The sequence below is a fragment of the Rhizobium sp. LARHSG275 genome, from assembly GCF_052871115.1.
In genome coordinates this window covers 113,590-134,494 of record NZ_JBIXJN010000012.1, presented here as the reverse complement: position 1 = coordinate 134,494, position 20,905 = coordinate 113,590, and the positions used below count along the sequence as shown (strand labels likewise).

The following is a 20,905-nucleotide window of genomic DNA, read 5'->3' as shown; positions in this document are numbered from 1 at the left end:
GCCGAACTCTATATGGACCTCGTCCGATGCCCGCGCTATCCATGCACGCATGAAAAAAGGCGATCACCTCTTCCTAGTCGATGGTTCCGGATTCATCTTCCGGGCGTTTCATGCACTGCCGCCGCTGACGCGCAAGACCGATGGCCTGCCGATCGGCGCCGTGTCCGGTTTCTGCAACATGCTGTGGAAGCTGCTGAAGGATGCACGCAATACCGATGTCGGCGTGACGCCGACCCATCTTGCCGTCATCTTCGATTATTCCGCCAAGACGTTTCGCAAGGATCTCTACAACGCCTACAAGGCGAACCGCTCCGCGCCGCCGGAAGAGCTCATCCCGCAATTCGGCCTTATAAGAGAGGCGACCCGCGCCTTCAATCTGCCCTGCATCGAGACCGAAGGCTTCGAGGCCGACGACATCATCGCCACCTATGCCCGCCAGGCCGAAGCGACCGGCGGCGATGTCACCATCGTCTCCTCCGACAAGGATCTGATGCAGCTCGTCAGCCCCAATGTCCATATGTATGACAGCATGAAGGACAAGCAGATCGGCATTCCCGATGTCATCGAGAAATGGGGCGTGCCGCCGGAAAAGATGATCGACCTGCAGGCGATGACCGGCGATTCGGTCGATAATGTTCCCGGCATTCCCGGCATTGGCCCGAAAACTGCCGCCCAGCTCCTCGAGGAATACGGCGATCTCGACACCCTGCTCGAACGCGCCACCGAGATCAAGCAGGTCAAGCGCCGTGAGACGATCCTCGCCAATCTCGACATGGCCAGGCTCTCGCGCGATCTCGTGCGGCTGCGCACCGATGTGCCGCTCGATCTCGACCTCGACGCGCTGGTGCTGGAACCGCAGAACGGCCCGAAGCTGATCGGCTTCCTCAAGACGATGGAATTCACAACGCTGACGCGCCGTGTCGCCGAAGCCTGCGATTGCGATGCGAGCGCCATCGAACCGGCGATCGTTCGCATCGAATGGGGTGAGACGGCCCGCGGCCCCGATCTCGATGCGGCAGAGCCCGAGCCCGTTGCTGGCGGCATCCCCGACGTCTCGGGCGAATCCGTGCCGGTGCCGCCGCGGGTGAAAGCGAAAGCCGCCGTCGAAGGCGCCTTTTCGCCCGCCGATCTTGCCAAGGCGCGGGCCGAGGCCTTCGCGACGCTGCCCTTCGATCATTCGGCCTATGTGACGATCCGCGACCTGGCGACGCTCGACCGCTGGATCGCCGATGCGCGCGCGACCGGCCTCGTTGCTTTCGATACCGAGACCACGTCGCTGGATGCGATGCAGGCCGAGCTTGTCGGCTTCTCGATGGCGATCGCCGACAACACGGCCGATCCCACCGGCACGAAGATCCGTGCCGCCTATGTGCCGCTCGTCCACAAGAACGGCGTCGGCGACCTGCTCGGCGGCGGCCTTGCCGAAAATCAGATCCCCATGCGCGATGGTTTGGCGCGGCTGAAGGCATTGCTGGAAGACGAATCGGTTCTCAAAGTCGCCCAGAACCTGAAATACGACTACTTGCTGATGAAGCGCTACGGCATCGAGATCAGAAGCTTCGACGATACGATGCTGATCTCCTATGTGCTCGACGCCGGCACCGGCGCGCACGGGATGGACCCGCTTTCGGAAAAATTTCTCGGCCATACGCCGATCTCCTATAAGGACGTGGCGGGCAGCGGCAGGGCGAATGTCACCTTCGATCTCGTCGACATCGACCGCGCCACCCACTATGCCGCCGAAGATGCCGACGTGACGCTGCGCCTCTGGCTGGTGCTGAAGCCGCGGCTGACGGCGGCGGGATTGACCAGCGTCTATGAACGGCTGGAGCGGCCGCTATTGCCGGTGCTGGCGCGCATGGAAGCGCGCGGCATCACCGTCGACCGACAGATCCTGTCGCGCCTCTCCGGCGAACTGGCTCAGGGTGCGGCGCGCCTGGAAGACGAGATCTACCAGTTGGCGGGCGAGCGGTTTAATATCGGCTCGCCGAAGCAGCTGGGCGATATCCTGTTCGGCAAGATGGGCCTTGCCGGCGGCAACAAGACGAAGACAGGCCAATGGTCCACCTCCGCCCAGGTGCTCGAGGATCTGGCCGCCGCCGGTTTCGAATTGCCACGCAAGATCGTCGACTGGCGCCAGGTCACCAAGCTGAAATCCACATATACCGATGCGCTTCCGGGTTACGTTCACCCTGAGACAAAGCGGGTCCACACCTCCTACTCGCTGGCATCGACGACCACGGGGCGCCTGTCCTCGTCGGAGCCGAACCTGCAGAATATTCCGGTGCGCACCGCAGAAGGCCGCAAGATCCGCACCGCCTTCATCTCGACGCCTGGCCACAAGCTGATCTCTGCCGACTACAGCCAGATCGAACTGCGCGTGCTTGCCCATGTGGCCGAGATCCCGCAGCTCACCAAGGCCTTCGAAGATGGCGTCGACATCCACGCCATGACGGCCTCGGAAATGTTCGGCGTGCCGGTGGAAGGCATGCCGGGCGAGGTGCGCCGCCGCGCCAAGGCGATCAATTTCGGCATCATCTACGGCATCTCGGCCTTCGGGCTTGCCAATCAGCTTTCGATCGAGCGTTCGGAAGCCGGCGACTATATCAAGAAGTATTTCGAGCGTTTCCCCGGCATCCGCGACTATATGGAAAGCCGAAAGGCCATGGCGCGCGACAAGGGTTATGTCGAAACGATCTTCGGCCGCCGCATCAACTATCCCGAAATCCGCTCGTCCAATCCATCCGTGCGCGCCTTCAACGAACGTGCGGCGATCAATGCGCCGATCCAGGGTTCGGCTGCCGACGTCATCCGCCGGGCGATGATCAAGATAGAGCCGGCGCTTGTTGAAGTCGGCCTCGCCGATCGCGTCAGAATGCTGCTGCAGGTGCATGACGAACTCATCTTCGAGGTCGAGGACGGGGATGTCGAAAAGGCGATGCCGGTCATCGTCTCGGTCATGGAAAACGCCACCATGCCGGCGCTCGAAATGCGTGTGCCACTGAGGGTCGATGCCCGCGCCGCCACCAATTGGGACGAGGCGCATTAAAAGCATGTCGCACAAAACAGTGCGGCGGTTTTGCGACAACGACATGCGTGGAAATAAAGCCGAAAGCCCCAGCAGCGATCTGAAAGATTGCAACGCACTTCAGAGCGCCTCCCCAAAATCGGCAAAGATTTTTCTCACTGCCAGAACTCATTGAAAGTGCAGCGATTTATCCCAAGGGTTCGTGTCGGAACGATACGGCAGGAAGGAACTTATTAACCTTCCTTTTCTATCCCGGTAGGGTCGTAATTTGCAAAGCATGAGTGAGTAGCGGACGCATGCGTTTTCCCAGAACCAATTTGACGGATGCCGGAGATTTTTCCAGCGAGATTGAAACGGACCTTCCGGCGGAAAACCCAGGGGAGAAGCCGGCGGCACCCATCTGGCAGAGCAACTTTTCCCTCGCGCCGAATGTCCGTTTCACCCGCACGCCGGAAACGCTGATCAGCAGACGACGCGCGCCGAATGAGCCCGTTCGCGATGATTCGCAGATTGGACAGCAGGCGATACGGATAGAGCCGGTTGCCGTCGACGTGCCATTCGATATTTATCTGCCAGAGCCGGACGACATTTCCGCAGCACCGCATAGGGTCGAACTGCAGCAGTCACCTTTGCCTGACGAGCCCGGCGCGCCCGCCTTCCGCGCCAGCGCCGAGCTTTCCTCCATTTCCGATTTCGCCTTCTGGGAAGTCATGGCCTTCGAAGAGGCGCCGGTGCGCGCGGCTTCCTTGATCTCGTTCCCGAAGACCGAGACCTCGCCCGAGTCGATCACGTCGCTGTTCCGGATCATGGAATGGCGCCCCGGCCGGCCGGCCCCTGCTCCCGTCGTCTCGCGCCCGGTCCCGCAGCCCGCCGCGGTCTCCGCAAAGGTGGCTGTGCGCCCTCCGGCCGCCCCACCCTTGGAAAGGCCGAGACGTATCGCTGTCGAGGCACCGGTCGTGCTGGCACCTCAGGCGGCGCCAACCCCTCGGGTCGCGCCAGCCCCTCAAATTGCGTCAGCACCTCAGGCCGCGCCGGCGCCGCAGCGCACGCCGCCCGTCGCCGCGGTTCTGCCGTCGCCGCGCCTGGCTGCGAGGCCCGAAAGGATCGACGCATCCGGCTATGAATTCCCGCCCCGCGCCCTTCTGCAGGAACCGCCGGAACGTCTCGGCGAGATCATGTCGCAGGAGACGCTGGAGCAGAATGCCGGGCTTCTGGAAAGCGTGCTGGAGGATTTCGGCATCAAGGGCGAGATCATCCATGTCCGTCCCGGTCCTGTCGTCACCCTCTATGAATTCGAGCCGGCGCCGGGCGTGAAATCGTCGCGCGTCATCGGTCTTGCCGACGATATCGCCCGCTCGATGTCGGCGCTCTCGGCCCGTGTCGCCGTCGTCCCCGGCCGTAACGTCATTGGCATCGAATTGCCGAATGTGACACGTGAGACCGTCTATTTCCGCGAGATGATCGAAAGCCAGGATTTCGAGAAGAGCGGCTACAAGCTGGCGCTCGGCCTCGGCAAGACCATCGGCGGCGAGCCTGTCATCGCCGAGCTCGCGAAGATGCCACATCTGCTCGTCGCCGGCACCACCGGTTCCGGCAAGTCGGTCGCCATCAATACGATGATCCTGTCTCTGCTCTACCGCATGACGCCGGAACAGTGCCGCCTGATCATGGTCGACCCGAAGATGCTCGAACTCTCCGTCTATGACGGCATCCCGCATCTGCTGACGCCCGTCGTCACCGATCCGAAGAAGGCGGTCATGGCGCTGAAATGGGCCGTGCGCGAAATGGAAGAGCGCTATCGCAAGATGTCGCGCCTCGGTGTCCGCAACATCGACGGTTACAACGACCGCGTCGCCCAGGCCCGTGAAAAGGGCGAGACCATCCATGTCATGGTCCAGGTCGGCTTCGACAAGGGCACCGGCACTCCGATCGAGGAAAGCCAGGCGCTGGACCTGACGCCGATGCCCTATATCGTCGTCATCGTCGATGAGATGGCCGACCTGATGATGGTCGCCGGCAAGGACATCGAAGGCGCGATCCAACGCCTCGCCCAGATGGCGCGCGCTGCCGGCATCCATCTGATCATGGCGACACAGCGTCCGTCGGTCGACGTCATCACCGGCACGATCAAGGCGAACTTCCCGACCCGCATTTCCTTCCAGGTGACCTCGAAGATCGACAGCCGCACCATTCTCGGTGAACAGGGTGCTGAACAGCTGCTCGGTCAGGGAGACATGCTGCACATGCAGGGCGGCGGGCGGATTTCCCGCGTTCACGGCCCCTTCGTCTCGGATGTCGAGGTCGAAAAGGTCGTTGCCCATCTAAAGACCCAGGGTCGCCCCGAATATCTCGATACCGTCACCGCCGACGAGGAGGACGAGACGGAGGAGGAAGAAGCCGGCGCCGTCTTCGACAAGAGCGCCATGGCCTCGGAGGATGGCAACGAACTCTACGAGCAGGCGGTCAAGGTCGTCATGCGCGACAAGAAATGCTCGACCTCCTACATCCAGCGCCGCCTTGGCATCGGCTATAACCGCGCTGCTTCATTGGTGGAACGCATGGAAAAAGAAGGTCTGGTCGGTCCGGCCAATCACGTCGGCAAGCGCGAGATCGTCTCGGGACGGGGCGACAGCGATTAATCGATAGTGGCATGGAGTGCAGGGGCACTCCATTTCATGTCCTCAAGGCAGCCCAGCCGAACCGTCTCGCTGACAAACTCGGTCTTTCCGCCGGTGTAAAAATCCCAATCGCCGCCTGCCTCCGCAGCCAGCCGGCGTTTCAGCTCGGCATAAGCCTTGGCTCTCTCGGGGTGATCCCGGAGATAATCGCGAAACAGAATGCGGTCCCGATGCGCGCGATTATCGGGTCCGCAAAGATAGAGCTTCAAGCCATAAGCTTGATGATCGCGGGTGAAAGCCCATCGTTGCTCTCCAGTATCACCGTGGAAGATGAAATCGGCCGCGCGCACCATGTCGATCGCCGCCGGCAGGAAGGCGTCGGATATCATCACCGCATCAAGGTCGATCTTCGGCTTGGCCGCCAGGCCAGGCACCGATGTGCTGCCGATATGGTCGATGGAAAGCAGGCGATCACCGAGCAAGGCGGAGACCTCGGTGCTGATCTTGGCAAAGAGCCGCGGCCAGGAAGGATCGTAGTCGAGCACCTTGATAGCGCGCATGCCCTTCCTCTCGATCTGTTCAGTGCGTCTTGGTCAGCAACCCGTCCAGGATCTCGATCATCTTCTGCTCGGCCTCTTCGAGCGAGCCGCTATTGTCGAGCTCCGTCACGTCGTATTCGCCGCGCACCGTCAGCGGTCCGCGGGCAAGCCGGGCCATGATATCCTCATGCGTCTCGCGGCCGCGCGCCTCCAGCCGGCCGGCGAGCACTTCGGGGCGGGCGGTGACGTTGATGACTTTCAGCCGCGGGAAGGCGGCCTGGAAGCGATGAAGCGCCGAGCGCGAGCCGTTGGCGACGACGACGTGGCCTTTCGACAACGCTACCGAAACCTCGGCCGGAATGCCGTATTTCAGCCCGTGCGCTTCCCACCAGACGGCGAAGGAGCCTGACTGTTCCATGGCGGCAAACCCTTGGAGGGAGACGGAAAGATGATCTTCTCCGCCGGCGTCACGGTGACGGGTGATGACGCGGCGGACGAAATGCACATCGTCGCGGCCCTTGAAGCGCCGGGCCGCGAGGTTCATCAGCGTGTCCTTGCCGGCGCCGCTCGGTCCGACGACGACGACCATGATGCCGCGCTCGGCTCCGGCACCTGCGTGGGGTTCGTGCGACATCATGCGACACGGCGTCCTTGGCGCCAGACCGAGCGTGTCACCGGCACGCCGTGCGAACGATGGACGCGGACGAGATCGGCGCGCAGCCCCGTCGCGATCCGTCCGCGATCATCGAGGCTGACGGTGCGGGCGGGCGTCGACGTCACCATGGCGATCGCCTTCGGCAGGCTGATGCTCTCCACCTCATCGGCGAGGATGAACGGCGCATGCAGCAGGCTGAGCGGCACGTAGTCGGAGGAAAGCACGTCGAGCACGCCCATCTCGGCAAGGTCGCGGGCGGCGATGTTGCCGGAATGGGATTTGCCGCGCACGATGTTCGGCGCTCCCATCAGTACGCTCATGCCATGTCCGTGCGACGCCCGGGCGGCATCGAAGCTGGTCGGGAATTCGGCCAGGCGCACGCCGTTGTCGATCGCCTCGTCGACATGCGAGAGCGTCGCATCGTCATGGCTTGCCACGGTAATGCCGCGCTCGGCGCAGACCTTGGCGATGGCGTTGCGGTGCGGCGTCGAATTGCGCGCCGATTCTGCCTGGCGCTTGGCGACGAAATGGGCGAAGGCCTCGTCGCTCAGGCCCCGCTTCTTCTGGTAGTAGAAAATATATTGATCCATCGTCTGGAACTGACGCTGGCCGGGCGCGTGATCCATCAGCGAGACGAGCCGCACGTGGCGGTCGTTTTCGAAATCGGCGAAATGTTCGAGCACATTGTCGGCCGAGACCTCGCAGCGCAAATGAAGCAGGTGCTCGGCACGCAGCCTGCCTTCCTTCTCCGCTGACTGGATGGCATCGGCCATCTCGCGCATCTCGCCATGTTCGAAGCCGCCGTCCTCGTCCGCACCCATGCGCAGGCAGTCGAACACCGTGGTAATGCCTGAGGTGACGATCTGGGCGTCATGCGCCTGGATAGCGGCGGTCTTGTTCCAGCGAATGCCGGGGCGCGGCTGATAATGGCCTTCGAGATGATCGGTGTGCAGCTCAACGAGGCCGGGAATGACGTAGTCGCCTTCGAAATCTTCGCCGGCTACCGAGTTACCCCGGGAGATGTCGGCGATCTCCCCGTCGCGGATGAGGATCGAGCCCGAGAGGATGTCGTCCTCGAGAACGATGCGGGCGTTGGAAAACACGGTCTCTTTGCTCATGGCGTCAGGTCTTTCAGCTTTTGGCGCCGGCAAGCGGCAGCCAGGAATGAATTTTGAACGGGGCACCGCGCGCCTCCTCGATGAAGACGGCAAGGCCGGAAATCGAAAGCGGCCGGCCGGTGAAACCGGCAAAACGCTCGGTCAGAATCGCTTTCATCACCTCGGCGCGTGTCTCGGGCACCTGGCCGGTCAGCGTCATGTGAAAGCCGAAATCCTCCATGACGTAAGGATAACCCCAGCGCTGCAGATGGGCACGCTGGCTGTCGCTGAGCTTCTCCGGATTGCGCCGCGCCATATCGGCCTCGGAAAGCGCTGCGCGAAACGGTTCGAACGACCTTACCACCTTCGCGGCGAAATCCTGAAGAGGTTGATGAACAGAACCGGGAACGAGAGCAAAAAAACGGCCGAGCTGGCCGAGGACGAGTTCAGGAATCTCGAAGGCTTGCGTGCGCTTAGCAAAATCCTCGGCGACGGTCATGAGATCCTTCTCGGTGACCGAAGAGGCGAGCCAAAAGGGCGCCTTGATCGTAGCGTGAAAGCCGTAGCGGCGCGGGTCGGCGGTCAGCTCGAATTGCTCTGCCGCACTCAGTTGCTCATATTCCGGTGCCGGATAGGTCTCGCCGGTGAAAGCGTTGCGACCGAGCCAGAGCGAGGCCGCGCCGGTCAGGGGATCATCCTTCGGCGGCGAGAAATAGAGAGCGTAGCGCAAGGCTTTTATCCTGGAGATCGTCCAAACGGGGAGGGCACTGTGCAGTGATTTGACGGCGAACCGCAAGCAGGCTCCCGGCTAAAAGATTTCCGTGACAGAATGATGATGGCGTCGCGCCGCCACCGCCTTTGATCGATGGATCAGTGGGTTTTCGTGCCCATCAGCCGGTGGCGCAACGCATTCGAGGCGGTGTCGAAAATGAAGACGACGATCAGGATCAGAATGACCATGTAGGCGACGTTTTCCCAATTGGCGTTGGTGCGCATGGCCTCCCACAGCTTGAGGCCGATTCCGCCGGCGCCGACGGCGCCGATGATGGTCGCGCCGCGCACGTTCGATTCCCATTGGTAGAGCGTCTGGCTGACGAAGACGGGAACGATCTGCGGCATAATGCCGTAACGATGAACGAGCACGGTCTGGGCGCCTGTTGATTTGATGCCTTCCCGCGGCTTGTTGTCGATATTCTCGAGGCCTTCGGAATAGAGCTTGCCGAGCGTGCCGGTCTCAGTGAGGAAGATCGCGCCGCTGCCGGCAAGCGGGCCGGGCCCGAAGGCGCGCGTCAGGAACAGCGCCCAGATCAGCATGTCGACCGAGCGCAGGAAATCGAAGAAGCGCTTCAGGACCTGGTTCAGCAGGCGGTTCGGCGTAATGTTGCGGGCTGCCAGGAAGGCCAGCGGAAAGGCGGTAAGCGCGCCGAGCAGCGTGCCGAGGAAAGCCATGACGATCGTCTGGAAAAGCTTAGTCCAGACGTCACCGTGCTGCCATTCGCTGTTGTTCCAGATGTCGTCGAAGGCGAGCGACAGATTGGATTGGTCGGGCTTGATGCGGGGGCCGGAGACGATGAGGCTGACGACCTCGCCGACCGGCTTGTCGAAGAAGGATGATTGCGTGTCGAAGATGAAATTTGCCCAGCCGATGAAACGTTTGCGGATCTTCACCCGATCGACGGAGATGCTGACATTGCCGGCAAAGCCGAGATCAGCCAGCACGTTGTCGTCATAGACCGTTATCCAGCCGGGCACCGGCCCGATCACCTTCGGCGCACCGCTCGAAACGTCGACCGGGACGCTGACGCCATGCGCGGTGACGATCGTCTCGCTCTTCGAGACGGTGACGGTGCGGCTGGTGCCGCTGATCGAAACGGTGATGCTGCCGTCGAGGTTGTTGACCAGCCAGTCCGGATGCGGATTGTCGCCGAGCGGCGAGAAACGCGGATAACGGATGTCGATCGAGCCGTCATCCCCAATGCGGAATTCCGGCTGAACGTCGTAGCTCACCCATTGGCTGAGATAGATGCCGACGCGCTCCCAATGGGCCTCGGCGAAGAGCTTGGGCAGGTCGAAGAACCAGACGGCATAGAGGCTGTAGAGCAGCGTTGCGATGAGGATCATCAGCCCGCCGAAACGCTGGCGGAACGACCGGTGGAAATATTCGGGGTAGCGGGTTTCTATCTCGTGCATGCGGTTTGCGTCGATCACCGTCATGGCGGCCTCAATGTTGCAGGAGGAAGGCGTGTTCACCGACAAGACGGCGGCGCAGCCATGCGGAGAACTGGTCGACGGCGACGATCGTCACGAACAGCAGCAGAACGAGAGCCATGGTCTTGGCGCCGAAGCCGCGCGAGATCGAAAGCTTCAGCTCCTCGCCGATGCCGCCGCCGCCGACGGCGCCGATGATGGTCGAGGCACGCACATTGACCTCGAGGCGCAGCAGCGCATAGGAGGTGAAATTCGGCAGCACTTGCGGCAGGGCGGCAAAGCGCACGCGTTCCCACCAGTTGGCGCCGACGGCCTTCATGCCCTCGTGAGGCTTCATGTCGATATTTTCGGCCACTTCGTAGAAGAGTTTGCCGAGCGCGCCGATCGTGTGCAGGGTAATGGCGATGATGGCGGCGACCGGCCCAATCGACAGGATCGCCGAAAACAGCCCGGCAATGACGATTTCAGGGAAGGCGCGCAGAAACTCCATCAGCCGCTTGGTGAAGATGCGCAACGGCCAAGAATTCGTCAGGTTGCGCGCGGCAAAGAAGCTCAAGGGAACGGCAATGACGAAGGCGATGATCGTCGAGATCAGCGCCACGTTGATGGTGACGATCATCAGCTCGAAATATTCGGGAATGTAGAAGGCGCCCCAGACATAGACGCGGCCTTTGTCGAAATTGAATTCCTCGCCGCCCTTGTCGTTGACGCTCGCTATGTCGAACAGCGCGCGCCAGACATCGTCCCAATCCTTGGGGATGAGCCAGCTCAGGAAGTCGAAGAGATGCGGCAGGCGGTCGAAGAAATGGCCGGCATTGCTCTCGTCGGCGAAGCGGACCGAACTGATGAAAGCCGCAATGAGGATAACCAGGCCGAGGATGGTGTAGAAGCGGCGCTTGGCGACCATCCGGCTCCAGGCGGTGCCGATCTCCTGCGTGCTCTGCATGTGCGGCTGTGTATCGGCAATAGTCATCAACGCCTCGCCTACTTCATAATTCTATCCTCAAATCGGAATCGATTTGAGGATAGAATTTTGCAGCAATTCAAAATGCTACGGCGTCCTTTGCGCGTCTAAGACGCGCGGCGCTGTAGTCAAAGATAAAGGGCGGCCGTTTCCGGCCGCCCCGCATTCAAGAGGCCGATCAGCCGCCGATGGCAGCTTTGCGGACTTCAACGACAGTGTTGTAGAAGTCGTGCTTGACGGGCGAGTAGCCCTTGTAATCGCCGCCTTCGATAGCCGCGAAGCACTTGTGATCCTTTTCCGGCAGAGCCGTGAAGAAGCCTGCAAGCTTCGTCTGCCATTCTTCGCCGAGAGCGTTGCGAACGACGAGCGGGCCGTTCGGAATCAGCGGCGAACGCCATACTTCGACCAGCTTGTTCGGATCGACGGCGCCCTTGTCGACTTCCTTGCGGAAGGTGCCGGAGGTGTAGCCGTCCTTGAAATCGCCGATGCCCGAGCTATCGTCGACGGCGACGTCGACCTTACCGTCATAGGCGGCGAGAAGGTTGTTCTCATGGCCGCCGTTGAACTGGGTCGAAGCGAAGAACTTATCGTTCGGCATGCCCGTGTCCTTCGGGATCTGCGTCAGCGGAACGAGGTAGCCGGAGGTGGAATCCGGATCGGCGTAGCCGAGCTTCTTGCCCTTGGCGTCCTGGATGGTCTTGATGCCCGATGATTTCAGAGCGAGGCCGATCGAGTGGTAACCCGTCGAGCCGTCCTTCTGCTGCGTCGTCAGGATCGGCGTGACAGCCTTCGGATCCTTGATGTAGACGGCGGCGTAGCCGGAAGCGCCGAGTTCGGCGAAGTCGAGCGTGCCGCCGAGCAGACCCTGGATAACGCCGTCATAGTCGGCGGCCGGGAAGAGCGAAACCTTCTCGAAGCCGAATTCCTGCTTCAGGTGGTCGGCAAGGCAGGCATAGTTGCGCAGGCGGTCGGTTTCGTTTTCGCCGCCGAGGATGCCGATGCGGAATTCCTTGAGGTCTGCAGCATGGGCAGCGCCGGCGAGCGCGAAGAGCGCCGTTGCCGCAAAGAGTGCTTTCTTCAACATGTTCTCTCCTATTGACCGGTGTCCCCGGTCTTCCCGTTACAAAGAAGTGTGCCCTTGACGCGGGCGCTCGATCGCGGCTGCCTCTCAGAGGCCGGCCAGCGCCAGCGGTTGGGTGCCGGCGGATTGATTGTCTGCCCGCTCGGGGGCTGTATTGATCGATGTCGAGGTCACCGTTTCGTCGATGCCGGCGCCGTCCTTGTCCGTCCCGTAGATTTCCTTCACCGCTGCGGCGGTCAGCTCCGAGGGCTTGCCCTCGAAGACGACGCGGCCGCCGGCCATGCCGACGATGCGCTCACAATAGTTGCGGGCGGTGTCGAGCGTATGAAGGTTGGTGATGACGGTGATGCCCTCGCGCTCGTTGATATCGCGCAGCGCATCCATGACGATCTTGGCGTTCAACGGATCGAGCGAGGCGATCGGCTCATCGGCGAGCACCATCTTCGGGTTCTGCATCAGCGCGCGGGCGATCGCCACGCGCTGCTGCTGGCCGCCGGAAAGCGTGCCGGCTGCCTGCAGCGCCGTCTGCTCGATGCCGAGGCGTTCGAGTGCCGCGATGGCATGCACGCGTTCCTCGCGGGTGAAGATGTTGAGCAGGCTCATAAGCGTCGAGCGGTGATTGAGGCGGCCAAGCATGACATTGGTGAGAACGTCGAGGCGTGGCACCAGATTGAACTGCTGGAAGATCATCGCGCAGTCGCGCTGCCAGTTGCGTAGCGCCTGGCCGCGAAGCCCGGAGACCTCGACGCCGGCGAAATGAACGGAGCCGGAGCTCGGCTCCTGCAGGCGGTTGATCATGCGCAGCAGCGTCGACTTGCCGGCGCCGGAGCGGCCGATGATGCCGACCATCTGCCCCTGGGGAATAGCGAGCGTGACGGAATCGACGGCGAGCTTTTTTCCGAAACGACGTGTGACATTCTTCAGCTCGAACATCATGCTCTTCCCTTGCGATCCAGGCCTTGGTCAGCATCGCATTAGTCCCGCTTGATGAACCTCACATGTCATATTTGTGTAAGTCCTGTCACAATTCTTCGCCCCTATATCGGGGGTTTAGCCGCCGTAGCGGCACAGGAAATCTTCCGCGTCTAGGTTGCGAAAATCCTGCAGCGCCTGGCGCAGCCGGTCATGCTCCCAGTCCCACCAGGAAAGCCTGTCCATCCGTTCGCCGACCTCTCTTGGAAAGCGCTCGCGGATGAGCTTGGCCGGCACGCCGCCGACGATCGTATAGGGCGCGACGTCCTTCGACACGACGGCGCCGGCTCCGATCACCGCGCCGTTGCCGACGTTGACGCCGGGCAGGATCGTCGCGCCGTGGCCGATCCAGACGTCGTTGCCGATGGTCACGCGGTTTGCGCGCCGCCAGGCGAAGAAGTCCGTCTCCATGTCGCCGTCCGGCCAGTAGTCGGCGGCGCGATAGGTGAAATGATGCAGTGTCGCGCGCCAGGTCGGATGGTTGGTGGCATTGATGCGCACGGCGGCGGCGATATTGACGAACTTGCCGATCGTCGCACACCAGACGGAGCCATCCTGCATGATGTAGGAATAGTCGCCGAACGTGGCCTCGCTGATGCGGCAGCGTTCCGAGACCTCGGTATAGCGCCCGAAGGTGGAATCGCTGACGGATGCCGTTTCATGAAAGTAGGGCTCGATATCAAGCTTGCGGCTCATGCAGCGATCTTTCCGGGTGAGAACTGCTGGACGTCGAGAATGCGGTCGGCGACGGCTTCGCGCACTTCCTCGTCGTGGAAGATGCCGAGAAGGGCCACCCCCGCCTTCTTCTTTTCCGCGATCATGCCGACGACGACGGCACGGTTCCTGGCATCGAGCGAGGCTGTGGGTTCGTCGAGAAGCAGGATCGTATGCTCGATGATGAAGCCGCGCGCGATGTTGACGCGTTGCTGCTCGCCGCCGGAGAAGGTGGCGGGCGGAAGCTGCCAGAGCGTTTCCGGCAGATTGAGCCTGGCAAGCAGGGCGCCCGCCTTTTCCCGCGCCGTGGCGGCGTCCTCGCCGCGTGCCACCAGCGGTTCGGCAACCACGTCGATCGCCGCGACGCGCGGCACGGTGCGCAGGAACTGGCTGACATAGCCGAGCGTATTGCGGCGGACGTTGAGCACGGTGCGCGGATCGGTGGAGGCGAGATCGACGATGCGTCCGTCGTGGCAAATGAGGATCTGGCCGGTGTCGACGGCATAATTGCCGTAGATCATCTTGAGCAGCGAGCTCTTTCCGATGCCCGATGGGCCACCGAGCACGACGCATTCGCCTGATGCGACCGAGAAGGCGACATCAGAGACGACGGGCAGCTTGATGCCGTCGCGCAGATGCATGGTGAAGCTCTTCGAGACTTCGGAAACGACGAGGGGCGTTGCCATATTCTTCTTCCTTGGTTTCGGGCCTCAGACCTGCAGGATCGAGGAGACGAGCAGCTGCGTGTAGGGTTCGCGCGGGTCGTCGAGCACGCGGTCGGTCAGCCCGTGTTCGATGACGTAGCCGTCCTTCATCACCATCATCCGGTGCGAGAGCAGGCGGGCGACGGCGAGATCGTGGGTGACGATGATGGCCGAGAGGCCGAGGTCGTTGACGAGGCCGCGCACGAGATCGAGCAGCCGCGCCTGCACCGAGACGTCGAGGCCGCCTGTGGGTTCATCCATGAAGACGAGGCGCGGGCCGGTGACGAGGTTGCGGGCGATCTGCAATCGCTGGCGCATGCCGCCGGAAAAGGCACGCGGCTGGTCGTCGATGCGGTCGGCGTCGATCTCGACGCGTTCGAGCCAGTCGATCGCCGAAGCGCGGATCCTGCCGTAGTGCCGGTCGCCGATCGCCATCAGCCGTTCGCCGACATTGGCGCCGGCAGAAACGGTCATGCGCAGGCCATCGGCCGGGTTCTGGTGCACGAAGCCCCAGTCGGTGCGCATCAGGAAGCGCCGCTCGGCCTCGTTCATGCGATAGAGATCGCGGTAGCTGCCATCGCGCATGTGATATTCGACGCTGCCGGTGCTCGGCAGCAGCCGGGTGGAGAGGCAGTTGAGCAGCGTCGTCTTGCCGGAGCCGGATTCACCGACGACGGCGAGCACTTCGCCGGGCCACAGCTCGAACGAGACGTCGCGGCAGCCGATGCGGTTGCCATAGAATTTCGAAACGTCATGGACTTTGAGAAGCGGAGTATCGCTCATTCTGCAGCCTCCCGGGCCAGCATCTCGCCGGCATGTCCGTGCGCGCGGCGGTCTTCGCAATGATCGGTGTCGGAGCAGACGAACATCCGCCCGCCCTTGTCGTCGAGAACCACTTCGTCGAGATAGACGTCCTCGGCGCCGCAAAGGGCGCAGGGCTTGTCGAAGCGCTGGATATCGAAGGGATAATCCTCGAAATCCAGGCTGACGACGTCGGCATAAGGCGGAACCGCATAGATGCGTTTCTCGCGTCCGGCGCCGAAGAGCTGCAGCGCATCCGACATATGCATCTTCGGATTGTCGAATTTCGGCGTCGGCGACGGGTCCATGACATAGCGGCCGTGGACCTTCACCGGATAGGCGTAGGTCCGCGAGATGCGGCCGTTATGGGCGATGTCCTCGTAGAGCTTCACATGCATGAGGCCGTATTCTTCGAGCGCGTGCATCTTGCGCGTCTCGGTCTCGCGCGGTTCGAGGAAGCGCAGCGGCTCGGGGATCGGCACCTGGTAGACGAGCACCTGGCCGGCCTCGAGCTTTTCCTCGGGAATGCGGTGGCGCGTCTGGATGATCGTTGCATCCTTTGTATGTGTCGTCACCGCGACATTGGCGACCTTCTGGAAGAAGGCGCGAATGGAGACGGCGTTGGTCGTGTCGTCGGCGCCCTGGTCGATGACCTTCAGCACGTCGTCCGGTCCGATGATCGAGGCCGTCACCTGCACGCCGCCGGTGCCCCAGCCATAGGGCATCGGCATTTCGCGCGAGGCGAAGGGCACCTGGTAACCCGGAATGGCGATTGCCTTCAGGATCGCCCGGCGGATCATGCGCTTGGTCTGTTCGTCGAGATAGGCGAAGTTGTAGCTGGCCAGATCGGTCATTCGGCGGCTTCCTTCATCTCTTCGCCACCGTTGCGGGCGGCTTCGAATTCGCGGCGCATGCGGCGGACGAGATCGAGTTCGGCCTGGAAGTCCACATAATGCGGAAGCTTCAGATGCTCGACGAAGCCCGTCGCCTGGACGTTGTCGGAGTGCGAGATGACGAATTCCTCGTCCTGTGCCGGTGCGGTGATATCCTCGCCGAGCTCTTCGGCGCGAAGCGCACGGTCGACCAGCGACATCGCCATCGCCTTGCGCTCGCTCTGGCCGAAGACCAGGCCGTAGCCGCGGGTAAATTGCGGCGGCGCCTTGGCCGACCCCTTGAACTGGTTGACCATCTGGCATTCGGTGATCTGGATCGTGCCGAGCGAGACGGCGAAACCAAGTTCCGGCACGTCGAATTCCACCTCGACGTCGCCGATGCGGATTTCACCGGTGAAGGGGTGGTTGCGGCCATAGCCGCGCTGGGTCGAATAACCGAGCGCCAGCAGGAAGCCCTCGTCGCCGCGGGCAAGCGCCTGCAGGCGGAGATCCCGGGTCATCGGGAATTCCATCGGTTCGCGGGTCAGGTCGCCGATCTCGTGATCTTCCGGCATGTCGCCGTCGGCCTCGATCAGGCCTTCCTCGCCGAGGATCTCGGAGACGCGCATGACACGGCCGGTCTCGGCCGCGCGCTGAGCGGGCGTCTCCACCGCCTCGTCCGAAAGCAGCGAGGGATCGAGCAGCCGGTGGGTATAGTCGAAGGTAGGCCCAAGAAGCTGGCCGCCCGGCAGATCCTTGTAGGTCGCCGAGATGCGGCGTTCGATCGTCATATCAGCCGTGTCGAGCGGCCTGGAATAGCCGAAACGTGGCAGCGTCGTGCGGTAAGCGCGCAGCAGGAAGATCGCTTCGATCATGTCACCGCGCGATTGGCGGATGGCGAGTGCAGCGAGTGTGCGGTCGAAAAGCGAAGCCTCGGCCATGACGCGGTCGACGGCGAGCGCCAGCTGCGCCACGATCTGTTCGATGCCGATCGCCGGCAGCGAACGGTCGCCGCGGCGGCGGTCGGCAAGCAGGCGGTGGGCATTGGCGATGGCGGTCTCGCCACCCTTGACGGCAACATACATGAGCTCAGATCTCCGTTGCTGTGATCTTGGTGGTGCGCGGCAGGCAGAGGAAACGCTTGCCCGCCGTCAGCACGATGTCGACGCCGCGCGGAAAGAGCGCACGGTTCTCGGTCCAGAGCCGCAGGAAGGTCTCCGGCAGACCGATCGGCGCGATCTCCGTCACGCTCTGGATGCCGGGACCCATCAGCGCCAGCCTGCGGCCACCCTCGAGATTGGCGAGCTCGATGATCAGGGTCGTCGAGCGGTCGGGATAGTCCTGCGTGCCTGATGCAAACAGGCCGAAGGAGGAAAGCGCGGTGCCGGCCTCGGTGAAGGCAAAGCGCGCCTCGGCTTTTTCGGTGGTCAACGGTGCGCCGGTATGGAAGCCGAGCCACTCCGGCACGGCGGATCTCGCCAGTCCCTGGGAAAGCCAGACTGACGTGTCGTGGTCGCAAAGCGTCAGCGCGATCGTGCCGGCGGCGATGCCGAGCGGTGCCGGCGGAGCGACATCGGGCTGAACGGTCTGGATCGTGCCGGGGCGGGCCATCCCGTCCATCAGCATCTTGAAGACGCTTTGGGCATGGAAGACCGGCTCGGCAAAGCCGCCGGTCAGAGCTTCTGTCTTCAGGCCCATCAGTTGTCTCCCCGCACCATGGTGAAGAAATCGACGCGGGTTGCCGCCGTCTCGTCCGCCTTGCGGCGTTCGGCATCGGCAATCCGCTCAGTGATCGGTAAAAGCAGGACCTGTTCGACGAAGTCCTTCGTCGCCTCCTCCTGCCAGAGCGCGTCGAAGATCGCCGCAAGCCTGGCCTTCTCGCGGTCGGTGCCGAGCGCCTGGGCATGGCCGACCGAGCCGGAGCCAAGCCGGACGGTCGCTCGCGTCACAGTCACTTCTCCCAGGTTGAAAGGAGCGCCGCCGCCGCCGATGCGTCCGCGCACCATCACCAGCCCGGTTTCCGGTCCGCGCACCGGATGGGCCACAGGCTTTTCCGGCAGCGCATCGAAGACCGCCTGGAGTTCGCTGCGCTCCGCGCGCGCCAGCAGATCGGCGGCGCGTTTGCGCCCGGATGCCGTCTGTGACGCAGCGTCTGTCCTGTCCGCTGATATCATCGCCGCTTCCCTTAAAATGTCTATTGATATAGACAACCATACAAGATATACTTAGCTCTAAATCGATGTCGTGACAAGCGTGTGACATCGAGAGTTAAATGGACGAGCAGGGGCGGAATGGCGGGATTGAAGCAGGTGCAAAGGCAAACCGGCGTGGCGCTCTGGCGCCAGATCGCCGATCGGATTCGTGAGGCGATCAGCACGGGAGCCTATGACGAAACGGGAATGGTGCCGCCGGAAACAATGCTGGCGCTGCAATTCGGCGTCAACCGGCATACGGTGCGTAGCGCGCTGGCGGCATTGGCGCAGGAGGGTATCGTCCGCGCGGTACAGGGTCGCGGCACGCTGATCGAGCGTAAGGAGCGACTGAACTTCCCGATCACGCGGCGCACGCGCTTCACCGCCGGCATTGGCGATCAGGCGCGTGAAATGCGGGGCCTTCTGCTCGATGAGGCGAAGGAAGAAGCGAGTGCCGAGATTGCCCGCTGGCTGGGCCTGAAGCCGGGAGAAGAGGTGATCCGCCTGGAAACATTGCGTCAGGCGGACAAGCGGCCGGTTTCAAGGGCGACGAGCTGGTTTCCCGCCAAGCGCTTTGCCGGTATCGGTGAGGCCTACCGGACGGGAGAATCGATTACCAAGGCTTTCGCTGAACTCGGCCTGCCGGATTATGTCCGGGCGACGACCGAAGTGACGGCCGCCCATGCGAGTGCGGCCGACATGGCCGACCTCGAACTCACCCCCGGCGCGATCCTGCTGATCGCCAAGGCGATGAATACCGATCTTGAGGGTGTGCCGGTGCAATATTCGATCAGCCGCTTCGCGGCCGACCGGGTACAGTTCACCATCGAGAATTGAGCGCCTTTCCCCGCCTAGAGCAATTCCAGCAAAAGTGCGTAGCGGTTTTGCGTTCGGAATTGCGTGAAAACAAAGAGATAGAGCATCTCCGTGATTCGTAGAAAAACGGAAATGGTCTAAGGGGGAAAGATCAGCCAAGATTAATGCGCGCCCGACATGTCGCCGAGCACTTCCTTGGAAGCGACGGTGGAATCCGCCTTCAGCTTGTAGACCATCGGCACGCCGGTCGCGAGGTTGAGGGCGAGCACGCCTTCGCGGGTGAGCTTGTCGAGCACCATCACCAGCGAGCGCAGCGAATTGCCGTGCGCGGCAACCAGCACCTTCTCGCCTCTGAGCACGCGCGGCAGAATTTCGGTGAGGTAGTAGGGCCAGACGCGGGCGCCGGTGTCGCGCAGGCTTTCACCGCCGGGCGGCGGCACGTCATAGGAGCGGCGCCAGATATGCACCTGTTCCTCGCCCCATTTGGCGCGCGCATCATCCTTGTTGAGGCCGGAGAGATCGCCGTAATCGCGCTCGTTCAGCGCCTGGTCGCGGATCGTCAGGAGATCGGGCTGGCCGACCTTGTCGAGGATGAGCTTCAGCGTGTGCTGCGCGCGCACCAGCACGGAGGTGTAGGCGACGTCGAATTTGATGCCGTATTCGGCGAGCGCCGCCCCGCCGGCATTGGCTTCCTGGATGCCGAGCTCGGTCAGATCGGGATCCTTCCAGCCGGTGAAGAGATTCTTCAGGTTCCAGTCACTCTGGCCGTGGCGAACGAGGACGAGGGTACCGCTCATGAATATGCCTCCGTAGTATCGTTATGAGGAAGAAAGCCCGAGCACGTCGAGCATGGAATAGAGACCCGGCTTCTTGTCGCGTGCCCAAAGGGCCGCCTTGATGGCGCCACGGGCAAAGATCGAGCGGTCGGCCGCACTGTGCGACAGGGTGACGATTTCACCTTCGCCGGCAAAAAGCACGGAATGCTCGCCGATGACGGAGCCGCCGCGCAGCGTCGCAAAGCCGATCGTGCCCGCCTCGCGGGCGCCGGTATGGCCGTCGCGCACCCGGACCGACTTCGAGGCAAGATCGATGCCGCGCCCTTTTGCCGCGGCCTCGCCGAGGAGAAGGGCGGTGCCGGACGGCGCATCCACCTTGTGCTTGTGGTGCATTTCCAGGATCTCGATGTCCCAGTCGACAGGATCGAGCGCACGCGCCGCCTGCTCGGCGAGCACGCCGAGCAGGTTGACGCCGAGGCTCATATTGCCCGACTTGACGATGCGGGCATGGCGGGCGGCGGCGGCGATCCTCGCATTGTCGTCGTCCGAACAGCCCGTCGTGCCGATGACATGGACGATGCGGGCCTGCGCGGCGAGGCCTGCGAATTCCACTGTTGCAGCAGGCGAGGTAAAGTCGAGTACGCCTTCGGCATCGAGAAAGGCGTTGAGCGGATCGTCGCCGATGATGACACCAGTCGGGCCGAGACCGGCGATCTCGCCGGCGTCCTTGCCGACGAAGGGCGAGCCGGCGCGCTCGACCGCCGCATGCAGCCTGACGCCTTCGATCGAATGGATGAGCCGGATCAAAGTCTGCCCCATGCGTCCGGCTGCGCCAACCACCACCAGTTTCATCGCAGCATCGCTCATG

At 62.7% G+C, this 20,905-nt stretch carries 20 protein-coding genes; 3 read left to right on the top strand and 17 right to left on the bottom strand.

What is annotated here, in order from left to right:
- Positions 1-49 precede the first annotated feature (49 nt).
- Positions 50-3,049 (top strand): DNA polymerase I, encoded by a 3,000-nt coding sequence (gene polA / locus ACIPSK_RS17970; protein WP_162115569.1) that lies wholly within the window; start codon positions 50-52, stop codon positions 3,047-3,049.
- Positions 3,050-3,324: 275 nt separating this feature from the next.
- On the top strand, positions 3,325-5,667 hold the full coding sequence (locus tag ACIPSK_RS17965) for a DNA translocase FtsK (protein ID WP_162115568.1): 2,343 nt from the start codon (positions 3,325-3,327) through the stop codon (positions 5,665-5,667).
- Here the strand turns inward: ACIPSK_RS17965 and ACIPSK_RS17960 are convergent.
- The 15 genes from ACIPSK_RS17960 to phnG all read right to left on the bottom strand — a co-directional run bounded on the left by ACIPSK_RS17960 (position 5,664) and on the right by phnG (position 18,427).
- Entirely contained in the window at positions 5,664-6,206 is a 543-nt protein-coding gene (locus tag ACIPSK_RS17960; protein WP_162115567.1) for a GrpB family protein, read from the bottom strand. The genes ACIPSK_RS17965 and ACIPSK_RS17960 overlap by 4 nt on opposite strands.
- Before the next feature lie 19 nt (positions 6,207-6,225).
- Positions 6,226-6,822 (bottom strand): phosphonate metabolism protein/1,5-bisphosphokinase (PRPP-forming) PhnN, encoded by a 597-nt coding sequence (gene phnN, locus ACIPSK_RS17955; protein WP_017966492.1) that lies wholly within the window; start codon positions 6,820-6,822, stop codon positions 6,226-6,228.
- Positions 6,819-7,958 (bottom strand): alpha-D-ribose 1-methylphosphonate 5-triphosphate diphosphatase, encoded by a 1,140-nt coding sequence (locus ACIPSK_RS17950; RefSeq protein WP_162115566.1) that lies wholly within the window; start codon positions 7,956-7,958, stop codon positions 6,819-6,821. The genes phnN and ACIPSK_RS17950 overlap by 4 nt, the downstream gene beginning before the upstream one ends.
- 13 nt (positions 7,959-7,971) lie before the next feature.
- Complete coding sequence (locus ACIPSK_RS17945; RefSeq protein ID WP_162115565.1) at positions 7,972-8,667, bottom strand: DUF1045 domain-containing protein; 696 nt, start codon at positions 8,665-8,667, stop codon at positions 7,972-7,974.
- A gap of 140 nt (positions 8,668-8,807) precedes the next feature.
- Positions 8,808-10,151: a phosphonate ABC transporter, permease protein PhnE gene (gene phnE / locus ACIPSK_RS17940; protein WP_162115564.1), complete on the bottom strand. Its 1,344-nt coding sequence runs from the start codon at positions 10,149-10,151 to the stop codon at positions 8,808-8,810.
- 7 nt (positions 10,152-10,158) lie between these two features.
- Positions 10,159-11,118: a phosphonate ABC transporter, permease protein PhnE gene (gene phnE / locus ACIPSK_RS17935; protein ID WP_017966496.1), complete on the bottom strand. Its 960-nt coding sequence runs from the start codon at positions 11,116-11,118 to the stop codon at positions 10,159-10,161.
- Between the two features lie 169 nt (positions 11,119-11,287).
- Entirely contained in the window at positions 11,288-12,193 is a 906-nt protein-coding gene (phnD, locus tag ACIPSK_RS17930; RefSeq protein WP_162115563.1) for a phosphonate ABC transporter substrate-binding protein, read from the bottom strand.
- 84 nt (positions 12,194-12,277) lie between these two features.
- Positions 12,278-13,123: a phosphonate ABC transporter ATP-binding protein gene (gene phnC, locus ACIPSK_RS17925; RefSeq protein WP_032985221.1), complete on the bottom strand. Its 846-nt coding sequence runs from the start codon at positions 13,121-13,123 to the stop codon at positions 12,278-12,280.
- Between the two features lie 117 nt (positions 13,124-13,240).
- Positions 13,241-13,858, bottom strand: a complete 618-nt coding sequence (locus tag ACIPSK_RS17920) for a DapH/DapD/GlmU-related protein (RefSeq protein ID WP_162115562.1) — start codon at positions 13,856-13,858, stop codon at positions 13,241-13,243.
- The gene (gene phnL / locus ACIPSK_RS17915; protein WP_162115561.1) at positions 13,855-14,562 is read right to left on the bottom strand and encodes a phosphonate C-P lyase system protein PhnL; all 708 of its coding nucleotides are present in this window, start codon (positions 14,560-14,562) and stop codon (positions 13,855-13,857) included. The genes ACIPSK_RS17920 and phnL overlap by 4 nt, the downstream gene beginning before the upstream one ends.
- A 24-nt stretch (positions 14,563-14,586) precedes the next feature.
- Positions 14,587-15,363 carry a phosphonate C-P lyase system protein PhnK gene (phnK, locus tag ACIPSK_RS17910; RefSeq protein ID WP_162115560.1) on the bottom strand — a complete coding sequence of 259 codons (777 nt, stop codon included), beginning with the start codon at positions 15,361-15,363 and terminating at the stop codon, positions 14,587-14,589.
- Positions 15,360-16,235, bottom strand: a complete 876-nt coding sequence (locus ACIPSK_RS17905) for an alpha-D-ribose 1-methylphosphonate 5-phosphate C-P-lyase PhnJ (protein ID WP_162115559.1) — start codon at positions 16,233-16,235, stop codon at positions 15,360-15,362. The genes phnK and ACIPSK_RS17905 overlap by 4 nt, the downstream gene beginning before the upstream one ends.
- Positions 16,232-17,338 carry a carbon-phosphorus lyase complex subunit PhnI gene (locus ACIPSK_RS17900; protein WP_162115558.1) on the bottom strand — a complete coding sequence of 369 codons (1,107 nt, stop codon included), beginning with the start codon at positions 17,336-17,338 and terminating at the stop codon, positions 16,232-16,234. Before ACIPSK_RS17900 ends, ACIPSK_RS17905 begins: the two co-directional genes overlap by 4 nt.
- Positions 17,339-17,342: 4 nt before the next feature.
- Positions 17,343-17,951 (bottom strand): phosphonate C-P lyase system protein PhnH, encoded by a 609-nt coding sequence (phnH, locus tag ACIPSK_RS17895; RefSeq protein ID WP_017966504.1) that lies wholly within the window; start codon positions 17,949-17,951, stop codon positions 17,343-17,345.
- Positions 17,951-18,427 (bottom strand): phosphonate C-P lyase system protein PhnG, encoded by a 477-nt coding sequence (gene phnG / locus ACIPSK_RS17890; protein WP_162115557.1) that lies wholly within the window; start codon positions 18,425-18,427, stop codon positions 17,951-17,953. The genes phnH and phnG overlap by 1 nt, the downstream gene beginning before the upstream one ends.
- Positions 18,428-18,544: 117 nt before the next feature.
- Between phnG and phnF the strand changes: the two genes are divergently transcribed.
- Positions 18,545-19,282, top strand: a complete 738-nt coding sequence (phnF, locus tag ACIPSK_RS17885) for a phosphonate metabolism transcriptional regulator PhnF (protein WP_017966506.1) — start codon at positions 18,545-18,547, stop codon at positions 19,280-19,282.
- A gap of 140 nt (positions 19,283-19,422) precedes the next feature.
- Here phnF and ACIPSK_RS17880 read toward each other — a convergent pair whose 3' ends face one another.
- The gene (locus tag ACIPSK_RS17880) at positions 19,423-20,058 is read right to left on the bottom strand and encodes a 2,3-bisphosphoglycerate-dependent phosphoglycerate mutase (RefSeq protein ID WP_017966507.1); all 636 of its coding nucleotides are present in this window, start codon (positions 20,056-20,058) and stop codon (positions 19,423-19,425) included.
- A 21-nt stretch (positions 20,059-20,079) separates the two neighbouring features.
- A complete protein-coding gene (gene dapB / locus ACIPSK_RS17875) occupies positions 20,080-20,904 on the bottom strand; it encodes a 4-hydroxy-tetrahydrodipicolinate reductase (protein ID WP_162115556.1) in 825 nt (274 codons plus the stop codon).
- Position 20,905: the final 1 nt, after the last annotated feature.

Bases quoted from the DNA above. Each gene is read 5' to 3' on its own strand.
- phnG (WP_162115557.1), bottom strand. From the start codon at position 18,427: ATGATATCAGCGGACAGGACAGACGCTGCGTCACAGACGGCATCCGGG.
- phnE (WP_162115564.1), bottom strand. From the start codon at position 10,151: ATGACGGTGATCGACGCAAACCGCATGCACGAGATAGAAACCCGCTAC.
- phnK (WP_162115560.1), bottom strand. From the start codon at position 15,363: ATGAGCGATACTCCGCTTCTCAAAGTCCATGACGTTTCGAAATTCTAT.
- ACIPSK_RS17900 (WP_162115558.1), bottom strand. From the start codon at position 17,338: ATGTATGTTGCCGTCAAGGGTGGCGAGACCGCCATCGCCAATGCCCAC.
- ACIPSK_RS17880 (WP_017966507.1), bottom strand. From the start codon at position 20,058: ATGAGCGGTACCCTCGTCCTCGTTCGCCACGGCCAGAGTGACTGGAAC.
- phnF (WP_017966506.1), top strand. From the start codon at position 18,545: ATGGCGGGATTGAAGCAGGTGCAAAGGCAAACCGGCGTGGCGCTCTGG.
- phnN (WP_017966492.1), bottom strand. From the start codon at position 6,822: ATGATGTCGCACGAACCCCACGCAGGTGCCGGAGCCGAGCGCGGCATC.
- phnD (WP_162115563.1), bottom strand. From the start codon at position 12,193: ATGTTGAAGAAAGCACTCTTTGCGGCAACGGCGCTCTTCGCGCTCGCC.
- polA (WP_162115569.1), top strand. From the start codon at position 50: ATGAAAAAAGGCGATCACCTCTTCCTAGTCGATGGTTCCGGATTCATC.
- ACIPSK_RS17905 (WP_162115559.1), bottom strand. From the start codon at position 16,235: ATGACCGATCTGGCCAGCTACAACTTCGCCTATCTCGACGAACAGACC.
- dapB (WP_162115556.1), bottom strand. From the start codon at position 20,904: ATGAGCGATGCTGCGATGAAACTGGTGGTGGTTGGCGCAGCCGGACGC.
- phnE (WP_017966496.1), bottom strand. From the start codon at position 11,118: ATGACTATTGCCGATACACAGCCGCACATGCAGAGCACGCAGGAGATC.
- phnL (WP_162115561.1), bottom strand. From the start codon at position 14,562: ATGGCAACGCCCCTCGTCGTTTCCGAAGTCTCGAAGAGCTTCACCATG.
- phnC (WP_032985221.1), bottom strand. From the start codon at position 13,123: ATGTTCGAGCTGAAGAATGTCACACGTCGTTTCGGAAAAAAGCTCGCC.
- phnH (WP_017966504.1), bottom strand. From the start codon at position 17,951: ATGGGCCTGAAGACAGAAGCTCTGACCGGCGGCTTTGCCGAGCCGGTC.
- ACIPSK_RS17965 (WP_162115568.1), top strand. From the start codon at position 3,325: ATGCGTTTTCCCAGAACCAATTTGACGGATGCCGGAGATTTTTCCAGC.
- ACIPSK_RS17950 (WP_162115566.1), bottom strand. From the start codon at position 7,958: ATGAGCAAAGAGACCGTGTTTTCCAACGCCCGCATCGTTCTCGAGGAC.
- ACIPSK_RS17920 (WP_162115562.1), bottom strand. From the start codon at position 13,858: ATGAGCCGCAAGCTTGATATCGAGCCCTACTTTCATGAAACGGCATCC.
- ACIPSK_RS17960 (WP_162115567.1), bottom strand. From the start codon at position 6,206: ATGCGCGCTATCAAGGTGCTCGACTACGATCCTTCCTGGCCGCGGCTC.